Genomic DNA, 17,150 nt, shown 5'->3' on the forward strand with positions numbered 1-17,150 from the left:
CAGCCTCCGTTTAGCCTAGTTACCGAAACGTTATATATGCTTGCTTAGTGGTTCTTAGGTCAAGCAGTGGAAATTTGTCGGTTCCGGAGCGCCCCTCAGCGCACAAAACTGGGCGCCAAGCAGGGCACCAAACAGGCATCATCTCAGGGCGGAAGCACTCCCTGGACGGCCTGCGTACGGTGGCCGTTGTGGGGGTGTTCTTCTTCCATACCCTCACCGCCCAGATGCCGGGCGGCTTCATCGGCGTGGACGTTTTCTTCACCCTCAGCGGCTTCGTCATCACGCTGCTGATCATGAAGGAACGGCTCGCGACGGGCCGTGTCCGCATGGGCATTTTCTACGCCAAGCGGCTGGCCCGGCTGTGGCCGGCGCTGCTGGCGCTGTGTGCGGTGATCGCCGTCGTGGGCTTCGTTTTCCCGGCCTCGGGCTGGGGCGGCCAGGCGGGATTCATCCTCCCCGCCGTCGCCTACGTGATGAACTTCGCGCACGTGGGCGCCTTCGGAAACTCGATTGCCGGCGAGACGCTCGGCCCCACTTGGACGCTGGCGGTCGAGGAGCAGTTCTACCTGGTGTGGCCGGTCCTCCTGCTGGTCATGTTGCGGTACTGCAAACTGCGGACCGCCGCATGGGCCACGGCCGGACTGGCCGTTGCCTTCATGCTGGAGCGCTTCGCCCTGGTGATGTCCGGCGCGCCGCTGAACCGCCTCTACAACGGTCCGGACACCCGGGCTGACGAACTGTTGATCGGCTGCGCCCTCGCGCTGCTGTTCACCGCCGTCCGCAACGGCTCCCGTGTGCACGCCTCCCTGGTATCCGTGGCACGCTGGGGTGCCCCGGTGGCGGGCACCGTGCTGGTGGCAGCGCTGTTCCTGCTCAAGGAACCGGACACACCCGGCACCTGGTTCACCGTGTTCTGGACCGCGGGGCCCACCACCCTGTCGATGCTGGCAGCGGTGCTGATCGGCTCACTGGTCCTGCAGCCGGCCGGCTTCCTGGGCCGGGTCCTCAGCCACCCCTGGCTCGCCTGGCCGGGCCGCGAACTCTCTTACGGCATGTACCTCTGGCACATTCCCGTCTACCTCCTGCTGCTGCCCCTCGTCCCGTCGCTGTCCATTCGCGTCGCCCTCGCGGCCGTCCTCACCGTGGCGGTGGCGTTCGCGTCCTCGCGGCTGGTGGAGGCACCCATCCGCCGGTGGGCGAACCAAAGGCTGGAGCCCGCCGTCGTACGTCCTGTGCCCAAGCCTGCCGCCGGGAAGGCGCGTGAACTGGTGACTGCCCGGTAGCCGGCAGATGAACTATGGCCCATCGGCCCTGCCCAGGCGACGCTCCGGGGAATAGGCTGGCCACGACGGCACACGCCGGCGGCGGGCTGCCCGTGCCCGCAGACCTTCGAGCAAGAGGAGATAGACCATGACTCTTCCCCAGGAACTGACCCCCGGAACGTGGACGCTGGACATGTCCCACAGCGAGATCGGGTTCAGTGTCCGGCACGCAGGCATCAGCAAGGTCCGCGGCCGCTTCACCCAGGCCGAGGCCGAAGCCCGCGTGGGCGACTCCCTGCAGGACTCCAGCCTGCACGCCACAGTGGCCACCGCCAGCTTCGACTCGGGCGACGCCAACCGTGACGGCCACGTCCGCGGCCCGGACTTCTTCGACGTCGAAAAGTACCCGGAGATGACCTTCCGCGGCACGTCCATCACGGGCGACGGCGAGGACTACACCCTCACCGGTGACCTCACCATCAAGGGCGTCACCCAGCCCGTGGAACTGGAAGTCGAATTCACCGGCGTGGCCGTGGACCCGTTCGGCGCCACACGGGCCGGTTTCTCCGCCGAAACCGAGATCAGCCGCAAAGCCTTCGGCCTGACCTGGAACGCCGCGCTGGAAGCCGGGGGAGTGCTGGTCAGCGACAAGGTAAAGATCAACCTGGAGGCTGCCCTCGTTAAGCAGGGCTGACGCTGCACCATTGTTTCGGCTACAGGCCGGGCACCGGGTTTCATCCGGGTGCCCGGCCTGCCCCGTTCCTTGCTCTCTGCTACTTCGCGCCGGCGAGGGAGCCTTCCACCGCATGCGATTCGGGCAGTGTCAGCTTCGCTGTGGTGCCCTCACCGTGACTGCTGGCCAGTGTGACGCTGCCGCGGTGGTTCTCCACGATGGACCGGGTAATAGCAAGGCCCAGGCCCGCGCCCGGAATGGCTGACGAGTGTGCGGTGGCTGTCCGGAAGAATCGCGTGAAGGCGTTCGCCACGTCCTCGTCCGTCATGCCCACACCGGTGTCCGCCACCTCGCACACCAGGTTCCCGTCCTCCGTGCGAACCCGGACGGTGACCGTGCCACCCTTCGGCGTGTATTTGATGGCGTTCGAGACCAGGTTGTCGATGGCCTGGCCCAGGCGGTCCGGGTCGAAGCGGCCCGGTGCCGGGCCCTCGGATTCCAGGCTGAGCGTCACTCCGCCGGAGGTGGCCCGCGGCTGTGCGGCGTCCACGCTCTGCGCGGCAACCTCCGCCAGGTCCGCCTGCCGCGGCCGGACGGCGAGCGTACCGGAGGCGATGGTCAGCAGGTCCGCCACCAGGTTCAGCAGGCGCTCAGCATTGCGCTTGGCCACCTCCAGGCAGTGCTCCAGTTCCGGATCCAGCCCCTCCTCGTCCATGGCGATGGAGAGGTAGCCCAGGATCGAGGTCAGGGGCGTGCGCAGTTCGTGGGAGACGCTGGCCACGAATTGGTCCTTGGCCGAAAGGGCCTCCACCAGGGCGGTGACGTCCGTGAGGGCCAGGACAGCGCCAGCCTGTCTTCCGGTGGAACTGGGAATGAGGCGGCAGGTGGCGGAGTAGGCACGCTGGCTGTTGCCCGTGCCAATCCATACGAGCTCGTCGGTGAAGGACTGCCCCTGCGCCGCGCGTGCGCGGGGGTGCTGTTCGGGCGGCAGGGCGTCCTTCCGGTCGATCCCGAAGACGGGCCTGTCCGCCTCCACGGGGGCGGGCTCCTGCTGGACGGTCCCGCCGGACAGGCTACCGCGGTGGCGGTTGGTGAGGATGGTCCGCCCCTCCCGGTCAAGCGCCCACACATCCACGCTGACGGTGTCCATCACCGTGCCCAGCAGCTGTTCCCGGTCCTCACTGGCCGCGAGGAGTTCCCGGACCTCCGCCTCCCGTTCTTCCAGCCGGAGCCGTTGCAGGCGCAGGGCGTTGGCCATGCCAAACGTGGTGAAGGCGATGGCGCCCAGGATGACCGGCAGCAGCACCGCCCGGATAAAGGAGGCGCTGGTGAAGCCCGAACCGAGAATGATGGGCGGGAGGGCCACACTGAGGATGGCGGCAATCACCGCCAATGCCACGCCGCCGCGGCGCGGGCCATGGGACAGCCAGACCACCGGGAAGACCAGCAGGAAGCTCAGCACTGACAGATACTGGTCGCCGGCTTCCCGGGACAGTCCGATGGCCAGGCAGTCCAGCACCGGGATGGCGAGAACCGCCCGCTCCGGGAGCCGGTCCCAGGGGATGGCCGCGCACGCGGCCAGCAGGACGGCGTGGAAAACCAGGGACGAAACGAACGCCGCGGACCACTTCAGGTCCGGGTGCAAGACCGATGCCAGGAGCATGACCAGCAGCATGGTGCCGGTCAGCGGCAGCTGGAACAGGACGGTGCGGCCCCTCCTCCCGAGCGTGCGGAAGTAACGGGCTCCCCAGTCGTATAGCATCGTGCCCCCAGCCATGCCCCGGTTTCGTCAACGTTTTTGAAGCATACTGCCTGATCCGCACCGCCGGCTGGATGTTTCAGCCGAGGGCACCCGGATTGGCGGCGGCAGGCAGGTGCTAAATCGAGTAGTGGAATTAACCAAGACAAGTACGCAGTTCTCGTGTGCGGGGGATTACTGCACCGTACATTCGGTGCATGGCTGAAGTAATTGTTAGGAAGCGTGGGCGCCGCCGGATGCCCGGAGCCGCCAAGGGAAGCGCCCAAGGGTTCGTGTTCCTCGGTATCGCCCTGTTGGTGGCTGTGGGGATCGCCATGTTCGCGGTTGCGGGTTAGGCGGTCCGCCATGCGTGTGAGGCTGCCGTCATCCGACGGCCAGGACCTGGATTGCCCCCATCAGTTCGTGGGGCGTTGTGAGGCATGCAGTGCGTCAGCGGGCAGCCAGGCCTTCTGGTCTGCACCAATCTTGACCCAACCCGCGGGCGATCCTTCGGGGAACCTTGACTGTTGACGCGTACGTTGGGCTCATCAGGCAGTTCTGAAAGGGAGTGGACGCGATGAGCATTACCGAATACGTTGCAGCACTTGGCGGCATGCTGGCCTCACTCGGCGCCGTGGGGCTGCTGGCCGCCGGCGTCATTCGGGCCAAAGCCCGCCACTGATCTGAGGTTCTGCCCTCCTTACGCCAGCGCGGGCGGCTCGAACCGGGTGGCCGGCGATCCGCTGGGCAGTGCCTTGAGGACGTTCTCCGCCACGCTGCGCACCTTGAGGTTCCGCTGCCGGGAGACGCCGGCCAGCTTGCCGAACGCCTCCGTGTAGGAGCAGCGGTTCTGCGCCATGATCACGCCGCACGCAACGTCGATGGAGGTCCGGCTCTCCAAGACCGCCTTGAGGTTGTCACCGGCGGACCTCACGCTGCGCACCTCGATGGCCAGCTTCATGCTTTGTGACGCGACCGCGGCAAACCAGGTGGCCTCGCCCACCAGCTCCGGAGTGAATTCGAACCCTGCGGGACCCAGGAACACCAATGCGCAGGATGACCGCGGGTCCAAAGTGAGCGGCACGGCCAGTGCAGTTCCATAGCCGGCGCCCACCAGCCGGCGGCGGTACGGTTCCCACCGCTGCGATGAGTTGTCCCCGGTGACCTGGACCGGTGTGGCGGAGGCGGCGGCCTGCGCCATGGGTCCGTCGCTGTACCTGTCCTCGGACGAGGCAACGTTGTAGGCAAGGGTGGCGCTGCCGGCCGTTGCAGGCAGGTTTCCCGCCCGCGTGAGGGTTGCGGCGGCGTCCACCGGCACCCCTGCCGACGCTGCGAGTGCCACAGCCGCGCTGTCCGCCAGCCGCTGGACGGAATCCAGGTCAGTGTCCGCGCCGGTGATCAGGTCCAGCAGGAACCCCGGCCGGTCCATGCGTCTGCTGCCAACTGCCGGTTGTACTGTCACCTGTTTCCCCCGATACGCTCCGTGCCGCGCGGCGATGTGCGGCTTTCCTCGAATGTAGGCGGCGCCAGTGGAGGGGACACGAGTAGTGGGTACTCTACTTTCGCCGCGCCACCGTTCCGCACCACCTGTTTGCCGGGCAGGTTCCCGGGCCACCCCCTAGGATGGGGGTAAAACCGCAGGTCAGAAAGGCAGCCCACCCCTTCATGTCCGGTGAAGACACCACATCCAAGGACCCCGCCCGGCGCCGGTTCACCCGCGCATCGCTCAAGGACTTCGCCCTGCCCGTGGTGATCGCCGTGGCAGCGGCCGGCATCGGCATTGCCAGCATCGCCAACGGGCTCGCTTCACGCGACCAGGCGGGCCAGGACAACGCTGCCCAGGCCGCCCCCACCCTGCCGCGCTGCGAGGTGCCGGACCGCAGGAGCCAGGTGCCGGCGTCGGGCGCGCTCTTTGGCGTGAACCTGGACCTGCACGCCAAACCCCTGTCCCAGTACGCCGCGGACCTGGGCCACAAACCCGCCGTCAGCGTGTCCTTCGCCGGATTCCCCTACACGGCGGAGGAGAAGGCGCACCTGGACCAGGCGGTCACCCAGATCCGCGCCGACGGCCAGACAATGCTCCTCACGCTCGAACCCATGCAGGGCCTGGGTGCCGTCACGGATGAGGCAGTCGCCGCGCTTGCGGCAGACCTGGCAGCGTTCAACGACGACGGCGTCCCCGTGATCGTCCGGTTCGCCCACGAGATGAACGGATCCTGGTACCCGTGGTCCCAGCAGCCCGCAGCGTATGTGGACGCCTTCAGCCGGATGGCAAAGGCGGTCCACGCGACGGCGCCAGGCTCTTCGATGATGTGGGCACCCAACTACGGCGGCGGCTACCCGTTCGCCGGCGGCCAGTACGAGGCCAAGCGGGACACCGCGGACTTCGCCGCCCTGGACACTGACGGCGACGGCACCGTCACCATGGCCGACGATTCCTACGCGCCGTATTACCCGGGCGATGACGCGGTGGACTGGGTGGGCATGTCCCTTTACCACTGGGGCGCAAAGTACCCGTGGGGCGAGAACGAACTGCCCGAGGCCAACAAGTTCACGGACCAGCTCACCGGCAACTACGTGGGCGCCAACGGTGACGACAGCCTGCTGACGGATTTCTACCACGTTTATGGGCAGGAGCACGGCAAACCCGTGGCCATCCCTGAATCCGCCGCACTGTTCGCTCCCGGCGCGGGCGGTGCGGCCGAGCTGGACATCAAGCGTGCCTGGTGGGAGCAGCTGTTCAGCCCGGACCTGGCCACCGAGTTCCCGCAGCTGAAGATGATCAACTGGTTCGAGTGGGATAAGAACGAGGTGGAGGTCAAGGGCCGCGTGGACTGGACCGTCACCAACACGCCTGCCGTGCGGGAGGCCTTTACCGCCGCGCTTCCGGACTGGTTCCGCTTCGGCCCGGCCGGGTCCTGCCAGCCGGGCTGAGGATTAGTCAGCAGGCTTACGAAACAGGTAGTGGCCACTCTGTTGGGTGGTTGCCGTGTTTCCTAGGGTGGGCCCTTCACGTACGACGCTCGAGTGAAACGAGGCTCAGTCCATGCGCAGGCGCCCAACCCAAGCAGCCCTTCTGATGACCGTGTTCCTGGCCCTTGCGGGTTGCGGATCAGGCACGGGAACCGGAACTGGAACCGCAACGTCCTCGCCCCCGGCGCCCAGCCCCACTCCGAGCCCGGCAAAGACCTACACCGATGCGGACCTCAGTTCCATTGTGGGCACCCTGAAGGACTCGCAAGGGCGCGCGCTGACAGTTGTTCCCGCGGCCCAGATCGACCAGGGCATCATCAAAGCCAAGGAAATCCTGAAGGGAGCGGTCTTCACGCCGCCGGAGTGCAACGTCTTCACGGACAGCAATTCCCAGATCCCGGAAGACAGCACCTATGCGGCAGGAACCACCATTTCGGCGGCGGACAAGACGGCGATTGTGGTGACGGCCATCGCCCTTCAAGACGCCAAGGAGCTCACCGGCCACCTGGAAGCCTCCCGGAAGGCCGTGGCGGCATGCGGAAAATTCACAGCTGAGCTCGCAGGGCAGAAGGTCACCACGGAAGTCCAGGAAATAGACGCTGCGACGGGCGGGGACCAGTCGTTCGCCGCGCTGGCCAAGGAGAGCCTGTCCACGGGGGAGGCTCAGACCTCACTGACCATGACCGGCATCAAGGGGAACCTGGCTGCCACGGCAGTGAAAGCCGGACCTGATGTCACTCCGGCCGATGCGGCCGAGCTGGTCCAGCTGATTGACACCATCCTGGCCCACGGCTGATCCGGATCAGCGGGGCAGCCCGCCCAGCCAGTCCTGGAACGTTTGGCGCCCGACGGCGGCACCCGCCGCCGGGATCAGGGCACCGCTGCGCATTGCCTTGCCCATGGCGCCCGGGAAGGGAGCCTCCACGACCTTTTTGCGCTGGCCGGTCTTCTGCAGGTAGGTCCGTACCAGGCCGGCCAGCTGCTCTGTGCGCGGGCCACCGAGATCGGGGATCCGTCCGCGCGGACCGGCCTCGGCTGCGTCCACCAGGGCCTCCGCCACCTCGCGGGCGGCCACTGGCGCGGTGAACATTTTGGGCACCACGACGACCGGCCCTGCCGAGGCGACCTTCACCACCAGCGGCACGAACTCGTGGAACTGGGTGGAGCGCAGGATGGTCCACGGTATGTCCCCATGCCGGACGGTGTCCTCCTGCACCAGCTTCCCGGCGTAGAGGCCGGAGCGTGCATTGTCGATGCCTGCGATCGACAGCACCACGTGGTGCTTTACACCGGCTTTCTCTTCCGCGGCCAGCAGGTTCTGCGAAGCGTTCGTGAAGTAGTCCACTGCCTTCTTGGTGGCCGTACTGTTGATGCCGGCAACGTCGATCACCGTCTCAACCCCGGCCAGCGCCTGGTCAAGGCCCCCGCCGGTTGCCAGGTCCACGCCGCTGGAACGGCTCAAGCCCACCACCTCATGCCCGCGCTGCACGGCAACATCCATTACGTGGCGGCCCACGGTTCCGGTCCCACCGGCAACGGCAATCCTCATGGCAGCATCCTATGTCTGAATCCGTGGTGAAGAATCGGAAAGATATTGCTGGTTGATGGTGGTTGAGCTATTCGAGGGCGAAAGCGCGCCGTAATCTGCAATATCTTGCGGAATCCGGCTTATTAAGTCAGGATGTGTACGGAAGAACCCCGTAATCTGCAATATATTTCCGAAAAGGTGGCGTATGGAGGATGTGGCAGCCATAGGTGCCGGCATCCGGCGCGCCCGGAAGGAAGCGGGGATCACCCAGGGCACGCTGGCGGACCTGATCGGAACGTCACCCCGCACCATCCACGCCATCGAAACGGGGACCGGCAATCCGTCCCTGACCACCGTCGTGGCGGCCGCCAACGCTGTGGGGCTGCACCTCCGGACCGCCGATGATTGAGGACCTGGCGCGCCTCAAATTCGTTACCCGGGCGGACGTCTACAAAGCCGGGGTACCGGCGGGACACCTGAACCGCGGGGACAACGGCGGGATCGTCTTTACCTACACCGCCGCGTATCTGGCCGCGGCCGGGGCTCCCGTATCCCACTCACTGCCGCTGACGGACGCACCCGTTGAAGCGCCGAGCGGCGCCGTTCCCGCGTTCTTCGCCGGCCTGCTGCCCGAGGGCCACCGCCTGACCGTGCTCAAGGACGCCATCAAAACCAGCCTTGGGGACGAACTCAGCCTGCTCCTGGCGGTTGGTTCCGACACCCCGGGCGACGTCCAGGTGGTCGCCTCCGGCCAGGACCCTGTGGAACCTCCGGCACTGGCCGAAGCGTCGCATCCGGAAACACTCGACTTTGCCGCGCTCGCGGACGCCATCGATCCGCACGGCCTTCCAGGGGTCCAGGCCAAGGCCAGCGCATCGATGCTGACCACCCCTCTTTCCCTCGCGGGCCGCCGCTACCTGCTCAAGCTGGACCCGCCCCGCCACCGTCACCTCGTGGCCAATGAGGCCGCACACCTTGCCGCGGCGAAAGCCCTGCGGATCCCCGTGGCAAAGGGCACCGTCGTCACAGACCGGAACGGATTGCAGGGCCTGCTGGTGGAGCGCTTCGACCGGACGGGGAAGGACGGCCTGGCCCGCCTCGCACTCGAGGACGCTGCCCAGGTCCTCAACCTGCCGCCGTCGTCCAAGTATGCCGTCAGCGCCGAAGACGCCATCCTGGCACTGACCGACGTGTGCAAGGCCAGGGCTGTTGCCCTCCGGAACCTCTACATGCAATGCGTCTTCGCCTGGGTGACCGGCAACGGCGACCTGCATGCGAAAAACATGTCAGTCCTCCAAGGCGAAAACGGAGCCTGGGCTGTGTCGCCCCTGTACGACATTCCCTGCACCCTGGTGTACGGCGACGATACCCTGGCCGTGACCATCGGCGGCCGGGTCAAGAACCTCAAAGCCCGGCACTGGGAACAGTTCGCCTCCGATATCGGGCTCCCTGCCCGCGCTGCGGCGTCCGCGAACCAGGTGGCCCTCCGGGCGGCTGCAGGAGTCAACCTGGAGGCACTGTCCTTTTCCGGATCACCACTGAACGGGGCACTGCGTGAGCTGCGGTTCCGCCGCGGCGAACTGGCGGCCTGATCCGGGCGCGGGGTACATGCCCAGGCAGGGGAGTGGCAGCCATGTCCGCGGCAGCGGGTTCTCAGTAGACTGGGACCCATGTCCGGGCAGGAAGCTGCAGTCGACACGTCCCTACGAACCCCTGAGGAGCGTTCGCGCACGTTCGCGGGCATCCTCATCAACACGGCACTGGCCAACGTCACCACCAGTTACCTCTGGTTCGCCCTGACGTTCTGGGTCTACCTGGAAACCCGCAACGTGATCGCCACGGGCGTGGTGGGTGGCGCCTACATGCTGCTGATCGCCCTCTCAAGCATCAGCTTTGGCACCTTTGTGGACCGCTACCGCAAGCTGGCCATCATGCGGTTCGCCGCCGCCTTCACCCTGGTGATGTTCGTGCTGTCCGGCGTGATGTTCCTGCTGACACCCGGTGCCGGCCTGCTGGACCTCGGGCAGCCCTGGTTCTGGATCTTCACCCTGATCATCCTGGTGGGCGCGGTGGTGGAGAACCTGCGCAACGTGGCCCTGTCCACCACCGTCACCATCCTCATCGAGCCGGACCGGCGCGCCAACGCCAACGGCATGGTGGGGATGGTCCAGGGACTTGCCTTCATCGTGACGTCGGTATTCTCCGGGCTGTCCGTGGGACTCCTGGGCATGGGCTGGACCATCGCCATCGCCGTGGTCCTCACCGCCCTTGCGTTCCTGCACCTGCTGACCCTGCGCCTGCCGGAGGAAACCCACGTGGCGGCCAGCGACGCCCAGGGCGGCTTCGACCTCCGCGGCTCCATCGCCGCCGTGCTTGCCGTTGCCGGGTTGTTCGCACTGATCATCTTCTCCACGTTCAACAACTTCATCGGCGGCGTCTACATGGCCCTGATGGACCCCTATGGGCTCGAGATGTTCCCCGTGGAGCTGTGGGGCCTATTTTTGGCCCTGGGCTCCACCGGGTTCATTGTGGGCGGTGCCCTGATTGGCAAGTTCGGCCTGGGCGCCAACCCGCTGCGGACCCTGCTGATCGCCGTCGCCATCATGGGTGCGCTCGGGGCCCTGTTCGCCATCCGGGAATGGGCCTGGCTGTACGTGGCGGGAATCTGGCTGTACCTGGCGCTGGTGCCATGCGTCGAGGCCGCCGAGCAGACCGTGATCCAACGGGTTGTTCCGCTCAACAAGCAGGGCCGGGTATTCGGGTTCGCCATGGCCTTCGAATCCGCGGCGGCACCCATCACGGCGTTCCTGATCGCACCGCTCGCCCAGTTCTGGATCATCCCCTACGCCCGGTCCAGTGAAGGGGCGGCACAGCTGGCGCCGCTGCTGGGTGAAGGGACGTCCCGGGGCATCGCCCTGGTGTTCCTGGTAGCCGGGATCGTCATGATCGTGGCCGCGGTGCTGGCCTTCCTCACCCCCGTATACCGGCGGGTGTCCGCGTCCTACGCCCAGGCCCCGGCCGAGGAGACGGCCGGGGCCTGAGGTCCGGCTCACGCCCTGTCGCCGGCCTTCGCATTGCTGGCTGTTCCGGTGCCTGCTGTCCTGCTCTTGGAACGGGCGGAGTAGAACCGGAAAGCCAGCAAGGCTGCTGCTGCCAGCAGGCCCCCTATGGCCAGGCCCAGGGTTGTGGCCCCTTCGCCCGTGGCCAGATAGTGCCCCAGGGCGATAAGGAGGACAGGCGCGACGGCGGCCAGGCCTCCGAGGGGCAGGGTACCGGTGACTGCGGGCTGCTGCTCCGTCACAGGCTCCGCGGGGACCGGTGCCACGGCGCTGCCGCCGGCCTGGCTGCGGAGTCCAGCTTCCGGGCTGGGGACAACAGGTTCGCTCAGCGCCGAGAACGTCGGCTCGCTGTCGTCCCCTGTGGTGGGGGCTACCTGGAACCGGTAGGCCTCACCGTTCTCCAGGCCGCGGACCACCACGCGGGACGTGCCGGGCTCGGCCATGATGATCTCGCCCACCTGGGTGCCCGTGGCATCGACAGTCCTGACGGCGACGCCGCCTGACGCGGGTGCCGGGTTAGCCGGGGGGTCCACGGGTGCCGGGTTGGCGGGCGGGTCCGCCGGTGCCGGGTTGGCGGGTGGGTCCACGGGTGCCGGGTTGGCGGGCGGGTCCGCGGGTGCCGGGTTGGCGGGCGGGTCTACGGGTGCCGGGTTGGCGGGCGGGTCTACCGGTGCCGGGTTAGCGGGAGGGTCCGCGGGTGCCGGGTTGGCCGGCGGGTCCGCGGGTGCCGGGTCTACCGGTGCGGGGTCAACGGGCGGAGTGCCGGGATCCGTCGCGGGGTCGGGAACGGGATCGATGATGACCACCACCTCGCCGTCGCCCGGGATGACCCCGCCGATGCCGTCGTCGGCGCCGTTCCCGCCATTCCCGTTTCCGCCGTTGCCGTTGCCGTTACCGGTGCCGGTCCCATTTCCAAAGACGAGCAGTTCCACGTTGCGCAGGGTGTCCGTGCCGTCCCGGCCGCCGTTGTGCTGGACGGTGGTGACGGAGCCGGGGGAGCCAAGCGTGCCGTCGCCGCCGGTGGTGGTGATGGTGTAGTTGAACTCGAGGTCCGAGAACACTGCGGTGTCGGTGCCCTCGGCCGAGCTGAGGATCTCCCGCACCGCCACGACGTCCCCCGGGTCGACGCTGCCGGCGAAAACTGCCTGCTGGAGCGTCGGACCGGTCAGCGTGCCGTCAGCGGCCCGCTGGAACTGGGCCGTCATGGACGTGGCGCTGCCCACTTCGGTGGCCGGATCTGCGGGGTCCGTGCGGACGCTGAGCCGGACGCTGAGGTAACGGTCGCCGTCGATGATGTCATTCCCGCCGCGGCCCTCGATGGTGTCGTCACCGCCGCCGCCGAGGAGGATGTTGCCCTCGCCCCACACCTGGGATCCGGTGAGGACAGGGCATTCCTTCGAAGCCGACGCGTTGATAACGTCCTCCACCGGCGTGGGCAGGGAAGTAATCAGCTGGTCGAGTCCCACGATCCGGTCGACGCCGGCCTGGTCCAGGACGTCACAGCCGATGAAGCCGCCGCCTCCCACCGTCCGGGGGGTGAGGTCGTCGCCGCGGAGGGTGTCGGCGAACGGACCGCCGGAGAGTGCCTCCACCTCGTTGTACCGGTCCCGGACGCCCACCTGCAGGATGTCCAGCGGTGCGATCGGCAGGTTGAGGTCGGCGTCCTGCGGCTGGGGATCGTACGCGCCGATTTCCCAGTCGAAGCCTGACGCCCCGGCCACCTTCTCGATGCCCGGCCCAGCCAGGCCGATGTCGTCGCCGCCCTCCATGTCGTAGTCGTCATCGCCGCCCTGGCCGATGAGGATGTCGTGGCCGGGCTTCTGCGAATCGTCGAGGAAGAACAGGTTGCTGGAGTCGCCGATCAGCAGGTCGGGGCTGTCGCCGCCCTCGGCCCAGTCGTCCCCGCCGCCGCCGAAGACGCCGTCCAGGCCTTCACCGGCGATCACGAAGTCGTCGCCTTCGCCGGCGAAGGTTTCGTTCGAATTCGCCCCGCCGTTGATGAAGTCCTTGCCGTCCCCGCCGAGCATCAGATCCAGGCCCGGGCCGCCGTCGAGCGCGTCGTTGCCTGGGCCGCCCTTGAGGATGTCGTCGCCGGCAAGATCGGTAACGATGTCGTTGCCCTCGCCGCCGAGGACCGTATCGGCGCCGTCACCGCCTTCAATGACGTCGTTGCCCTTGCCGCCCCAGAAGGTGTCGTTGTCCACGCCGCCGTGGACGCGGTCGGCGCGGTCCGTGCCGTTGTACACGGCCTGGCCGTTAATTCCCACCGGGTCTACGGAGTTCGTGGCCCGGTACTTGATGGTCCCGTCCGGCATCCGGAGCAGCAGTGCGGTCTCGCTGCACTCCGTTCCGGCATCGTCCGCCACCCTGTTGCCGGAGGCAGCGAAGCCCTCGACAGTTCCGGCCAGGTTCTTCAGCTCAAACTTGCAGTCGGCGGTGGCGAACGCGTCAGCCTTCAGGGCCTTCGCGTTCGTGTTGCGCATGATCATCTCCGCGAAAGAGTTCCCTTCAAGCTGCGCCATCAGGTTCATCCCGGGGGTGCGCGCGAGGTAGTACAGCCGGTCACCGTTCTGCAGATCCGTCATCTGGCTTTCGAACACGTAGTTGAAGGTGCTGCCCAGCAGGCCGCCGAACATATTGGTCCGTTCGGCCAGGCCACCCATCCAGAGGTCGATGTCGTCCAGGCCGGTGGTGGATGCGGTGCCGTTGTTGGCCCATGCATCGGTGCTGTTCATGAAGGCCACGGCGTCATCCGGGGCCACCTCACCGGCCAGGGCGTCCGGGCTGACAATCAGCCGGGCGGCTTTCCGCTTCGCCTCCAGGGTGGTGGCGGAAACGATGGAGGGGTGGGTGCCGTAGGCGGCGATGAAGTTGATCAGGGAAGCGGGGTGCTTGATGTTCTCGCCGAAATCGATCCAGTTGGCGTACGGCCTGAGCTGGCTGTCGTTGGTGGCGCCGTGGAGGTGCCGGCGGAAGACGTTCAGCGAAGGGATCCCCTCGGACCGGCCGCGGGCAAGGTTGATGGCAGCCAGGTCCATCGGCAGGCCCAGCAGCTTGCTGCGCAGGGTGTCCGTGACGAACTCATCAAGTTCCGCGCCCACCTGGTCCGACATGCCCATGACGATGCTTCCGGCAGCTTCCTCGGAGGTCAGCGGACCTGCCGGGCCGCCGTCGGTGTACGCGGGCGGGTTCAGGAATCCTCCCAGGAGCGGCAGATCGTTCTGCGAACCCCGCACGTCGTCCTGGTTGCCCCAGACGCCGTCGGGTCCTGGGCTGTCCTCGTTGCGCCGCGAGATGGTTTCGGTGAGCATCGAATGCCCAAAACGGTAGACCGAGTGGGCAAACTCCGCGTTGATGGCCGGATTGAGGTCGGTCTGGGAGAACGCGAAGGGTTCGAAGATGTTCACAGCCGGCTGGATCTTGCGGGCAAACTCCTCGAAGACAAGGTGCTGGTACTCCATTTCCGTGATGAAGCGCGCTGCCTGGAAGAGGCGCTCGCCGTTCCAGCCGTCAGCGCCGGCGGACGCCTGCCACTCTGTGAGGGCAGCAGCACCGCGGGTGGACTTGTCCGTGCTGAGGACGTTCTTGATGTCCCCCACCAGGCGGTCGTGCTCGGAGTGGAAGACCTGATGGATTGCCGTCAGCCCGATGTTCTCGTTGACCCGTCCGTCGCCGGCGATGAAGTGCGCATTCAGCATCTCGTCGTCATACGTCCCGGGAGCCTGGGCCGCAAAGTCTGCGGACGCCGTCTTGTCCGCGTCGGGGGCCGGTGCCGCCGGCGGGGTTGCCGGGTTGTGGTCGGTGTCCTGGGGCGACGGGTCGGCGTTGTGGGCGATGTCCGTCAGGAACGGTGTGTTGAAGTACAGCGCATCCTGCGGTACCAGCGTTCCGTTGCCGCCGTTCGCGGTCCGGTCCGCCTCCACCAGCCCGGACCGGGTGACGAACTGCGGAAGCCCGTCTTTGGGGCCCGGGATGAACTTGCCGTAGGCGTCGGCCGCCAGCAGCGGAACGTTGAGGACGTCCTTGTCCAGGAGCTGGATGCCGAGCATTTCCCGGGCCTGCTTCTTGGTGTCGGCCCAAGTGGCCATGCCGCCGGCCGCCGCCGTACCCGCCGGGCCGCCCAGCAGGCCGCCGGTGGAGACCGGCCGGCCCTCGGAGTTGTTGGTGTATTCGCGCAGGAAGACCTGGTGGGAGGAGTGGGACGCGTAGGTCTGGCTCTGGTCCACCCACGGAGAGTCGGTGTTCAGAGCGTCCTGGAGATCGTCGGTGGTGCCCAGGACGCCGTCCGGGCCGGGCTGGTTCTGCGCCCGGGTGAGGACCATGAAGCGCATGTGGGGATCGAGGTCGTCCGCGGTGCCGAAGAGGTGGTCCGGCCCTGCAATGAGCGGATCGTCGGCCTTGAGCGGCACGTAGACCGTTCCGCCGCCCTTGACGGTCTGGTCGATGCCGTGGTCAAAGAACTGGCCGAACAGGGTGAAGAGCGAGTTGTAGGGCGGTGACAGGCCGACGTCGGTAGTGACGTTGGGGATATCCAGGGTGTTGTGCGAGGGGACGCAGCCTTCGGGCGCTGCTGCGACCGGGGGGACGGCATCGGGGACAGGGTCAGTGGTGCACGGCACCACGCCGGTGTTGCCCTGGGAGCGGGCGGGGAAGCCGGCGGCAGCCACCGCGGCCGGGTTGGCGGACGTCTGGTCCGCGATCAGGTTGCTGATGGTCCGGGGCCGGGAATCGAAGACGCTTCCCGATTTCTGCGTGTAGCTTGTGGCCACCGGCGGTCCGCCGAACGAGCCGCTCTCGGCGGGTCCGAACGATTTCGGCGCCAGCCGCGGGAACACCTGGTCCGAGGCGCCGTAGGTGTCCTGGCCCGGCTGCAGGTTGTTGCAGCTGCCGTCCACGGTCCGCAGGCCGTGGGACAGCAGCGGGCTGGCGAGCTGGTTGGGGCCGGTGCCGATCAGTGCCCCGCACGGGCCTGTGGCGGACGTCGTGTTCGCCACGTGCGCCTCGGCGATCTTGATTTGCTTGAGGATGTAGGACAGGTCGGCCGGGGTGACGGTGAACCCCGAGCCGACCGGTGCCTGTACGGCCTGGGCTGCCAGCGGAGGCAGGCCCATGGACGCCACCAGCGCCAGGGCGCCTGATGCTGCAAAGGCCCGCAGGCCTGCACCCGCGGTTGTGCGGTTTCTTTTGCGCGCTGAAACGCGAGGTACTTTCCCCATGCCGTGACTGCTCCCCAGTAGCGCCGGCTTCCCAGTTGAGCCGGCTACGCAAGGCCATCGTGGAGGAGCCTTCTAGGGAAAAGCTTGTAACTCCAAGGAACACTAGCGGAGGCCGCCTTTATCGTCCGTGGAATCGTGGCCCTTGCCGTCGTCCGAGGAGTTCCGATCCCGGAGGCCGCCCTTGTCATCGTTGGCGTCGTGCGCGGCGCCGTCGTCGGAAACGCCGGGTGCGCGGAGCCCGCCCTTGTCATCGTTGAGGTCGTGGGTGGGCCCGTCGTCGGAGACGCCGGGTGCGCGGAGCCCGCCCTTGTCGTCCACGGGACCGGGGGCGTGCGTGACCTGGACCGGAGGCAGGGTCACCGGTTCGGCCGGAACAATCTGGGTCTCCGGCGTGTGCTCAGGCACCGCCGTGATGCTGGCGGTCGGCGCGGGAGTGGCCAGTGCCGACGGCGAATCGTCGGGCTTGGGCGAGTCTTCGAAGACAGCCGGCTTGCTGCCGGAATCAACATTGGAAACCACGACGCCGGGGGAGACGGCGGGAGGAGGCCCGGCATTCGCCTGGGCCCAGACGGTGAGGCTGGCAGCGCCGAGGACGGCGGCGAGGGGGAGGTACCACAGCTTGGACATTGGTCTTCCTTTCATTTGCTGGTTCCACCACTCTTCCTCGCCGCTGTGAAAGGGAAATGAATCTTCCATGAGAG

Annotated in this window: 13 protein-coding genes; 8 read left to right on the plus strand and 5 right to left on the minus strand. The window is 67.3% G+C overall.

The features are described 5' to 3' along the window. Positions 1 to 47 precede the first annotated feature (47 nt). On the plus strand, positions 48 to 1,283 hold the full coding sequence (locus AC1DBN_RS07015; protein WP_269457135.1) for an acyltransferase family protein: 1,236 nt from the start codon (positions 48 to 50) through the stop codon (positions 1,281 to 1,283). Between the two features lie 127 nt (positions 1,284 to 1,410). Then, the gene (locus AC1DBN_RS07020) at positions 1,411 to 1,956 is read left to right on the plus strand and encodes a YceI family protein (RefSeq protein WP_091722411.1); all 546 of its coding nucleotides are present in this window, start codon (positions 1,411 to 1,413) and stop codon (positions 1,954 to 1,956) included. A 79-nt stretch (positions 1,957 to 2,035) separates the two neighbouring features. Here AC1DBN_RS07020 and AC1DBN_RS07025 read toward each other — a convergent pair whose 3' ends face one another. Further along, complete coding sequence (locus AC1DBN_RS07025; protein WP_231994325.1) at positions 2,036 to 3,712, minus strand: sensor histidine kinase; 1,677 nt, start codon at positions 3,710 to 3,712, stop codon at positions 2,036 to 2,038. A 179-nt stretch (positions 3,713 to 3,891) separates the two neighbouring features. Between AC1DBN_RS07025 and AC1DBN_RS07030 the strand changes: the two genes are divergently transcribed. Then, positions 3,892 to 4,029 carry a hypothetical protein gene (locus AC1DBN_RS07030; protein ID WP_157672498.1) on the plus strand — a complete coding sequence of 46 codons (138 nt, stop codon included), beginning with the start codon at positions 3,892 to 3,894 and terminating at the stop codon, positions 4,027 to 4,029. A 344-nt stretch (positions 4,030 to 4,373) separates the two neighbouring features. Here AC1DBN_RS07030 and AC1DBN_RS07035 read toward each other — a convergent pair whose 3' ends face one another. Next, positions 4,374 to 5,102, minus strand: coding sequence for an ANTAR domain-containing protein (locus tag AC1DBN_RS07035; RefSeq protein WP_477722883.1), 729 nt, complete (start codon positions 5,100 to 5,102; stop codon positions 4,374 to 4,376). Between the two features lie 236 nt (positions 5,103 to 5,338). On the opposite strand from AC1DBN_RS07035, the gene AC1DBN_RS07040 reads away from it, so the two are divergent. Next, complete coding sequence (locus tag AC1DBN_RS07040; RefSeq protein WP_477722884.1) at positions 5,339 to 6,607, plus strand: glycoside hydrolase family 26 protein; 1,269 nt, start codon at positions 5,339 to 5,341, stop codon at positions 6,605 to 6,607. 112 nt (positions 6,608 to 6,719) lie between these two features. Next, complete coding sequence (locus AC1DBN_RS07045; protein WP_477722885.1) at positions 6,720 to 7,442, plus strand: hypothetical protein; 723 nt, start codon at positions 6,720 to 6,722, stop codon at positions 7,440 to 7,442. A gap of 6 nt (positions 7,443 to 7,448) precedes the next feature. On the opposite strand, the gene AC1DBN_RS07050 is transcribed toward AC1DBN_RS07045, so the two are convergent. Continuing rightward, the gene (locus AC1DBN_RS07050) at positions 7,449 to 8,195 is read right to left on the minus strand and encodes an SDR family oxidoreductase (protein ID WP_477722886.1); all 747 of its coding nucleotides are present in this window, start codon (positions 8,193 to 8,195) and stop codon (positions 7,449 to 7,451) included. A gap of 184 nt (positions 8,196 to 8,379) precedes the next feature. Between AC1DBN_RS07050 and AC1DBN_RS07055 the strand changes: the two genes are divergently transcribed. The 3 genes from AC1DBN_RS07055 (at position 8,380) to AC1DBN_RS07065 (ending at position 11,215) form a co-directional block, all read left to right on the plus strand. Continuing rightward, positions 8,380 to 8,583, plus strand: coding sequence for a helix-turn-helix transcriptional regulator (locus tag AC1DBN_RS07055; RefSeq protein ID WP_314214233.1), 204 nt, complete (start codon positions 8,380 to 8,382; stop codon positions 8,581 to 8,583). Next, positions 8,576 to 9,766: a type II toxin-antitoxin system HipA family toxin gene (locus AC1DBN_RS07060; protein WP_477722887.1), complete on the plus strand. Its 1,191-nt coding sequence runs from the start codon at positions 8,576 to 8,578 to the stop codon at positions 9,764 to 9,766. The genes AC1DBN_RS07055 and AC1DBN_RS07060 overlap by 8 nt, the downstream gene beginning before the upstream one ends. A 78-nt stretch (positions 9,767 to 9,844) precedes the next feature. After that, positions 9,845 to 11,215 (plus strand): MFS transporter, encoded by a 1,371-nt coding sequence (locus tag AC1DBN_RS07065; protein WP_091722392.1) that lies wholly within the window; start codon positions 9,845 to 9,847, stop codon positions 11,213 to 11,215. 8 nt (positions 11,216 to 11,223) lie between these two features. Here AC1DBN_RS07065 and AC1DBN_RS07070 read toward each other — a convergent pair whose 3' ends face one another. Both AC1DBN_RS07070 and AC1DBN_RS07075 read right to left on the minus strand, forming a co-directional pair. Next, positions 11,224 to 16,449, minus strand: coding sequence for a peroxidase family protein (locus AC1DBN_RS07070; RefSeq protein WP_477722888.1), 5,226 nt, complete (start codon positions 16,447 to 16,449; stop codon positions 11,224 to 11,226). Positions 16,450 to 16,551: 102 nt separating this feature from the next. Further along, the gene (locus tag AC1DBN_RS07075; protein WP_477722889.1) at positions 16,552 to 17,076 is read right to left on the minus strand and encodes a hypothetical protein; all 525 of its coding nucleotides are present in this window, start codon (positions 17,074 to 17,076) and stop codon (positions 16,552 to 16,554) included. Positions 17,077 to 17,150: the final 74 nt, after the last annotated feature.

The organism is Pseudarthrobacter sp. 10T415 (assembly GCF_056394175.1).

Excerpts from the sequence above, each read along its gene's own strand:
- AC1DBN_RS07020 (WP_091722411.1), top strand. The coding sequence starts at position 1,411 with ATGACTCTTCCCCAGGAACTGACCCCCGGAACGTGGACGCTGGACATG.
- AC1DBN_RS07025 (WP_231994325.1), bottom strand. The coding sequence starts at position 3,712 with ATGGCTGGGGGCACGATGCTATACGACTGGGGAGCCCGTTACTTCCGC.
- AC1DBN_RS07030 (WP_157672498.1), top strand. The coding sequence starts at position 3,892 with ATGGCTGAAGTAATTGTTAGGAAGCGTGGGCGCCGCCGGATGCCCGGA.
- AC1DBN_RS07035 (WP_477722883.1), bottom strand. The coding sequence starts at position 5,102 with ATGGACCGGCCGGGGTTCCTGCTGGACCTGATCACCGGCGCGGACACT.
- AC1DBN_RS07040 (WP_477722884.1), top strand. The coding sequence starts at position 5,339 with ATGTCCGGTGAAGACACCACATCCAAGGACCCCGCCCGGCGCCGGTTC.
- AC1DBN_RS07045 (WP_477722885.1), top strand. The coding sequence starts at position 6,720 with ATGCGCAGGCGCCCAACCCAAGCAGCCCTTCTGATGACCGTGTTCCTG.
- AC1DBN_RS07050 (WP_477722886.1), bottom strand. The coding sequence starts at position 8,195 with ATGAGGATTGCCGTTGCCGGTGGGACCGGAACCGTGGGCCGCCACGTA.
- AC1DBN_RS07055 (WP_314214233.1), top strand. The coding sequence starts at position 8,380 with ATGGAGGATGTGGCAGCCATAGGTGCCGGCATCCGGCGCGCCCGGAAG.
- AC1DBN_RS07060 (WP_477722887.1), top strand. The coding sequence starts at position 8,576 with ATGATTGAGGACCTGGCGCGCCTCAAATTCGTTACCCGGGCGGACGTC.
- AC1DBN_RS07065 (WP_091722392.1), top strand. The coding sequence starts at position 9,845 with ATGTCCGGGCAGGAAGCTGCAGTCGACACGTCCCTACGAACCCCTGAG.
- AC1DBN_RS07070 (WP_477722888.1), bottom strand. The coding sequence starts at position 16,449 with ATGGGGAAAGTACCTCGCGTTTCAGCGCGCAAAAGAAACCGCACAACC.
- AC1DBN_RS07075 (WP_477722889.1), bottom strand. The coding sequence starts at position 17,076 with ATGTCCAAGCTGTGGTACCTCCCCCTCGCCGCCGTCCTCGGCGCTGCC.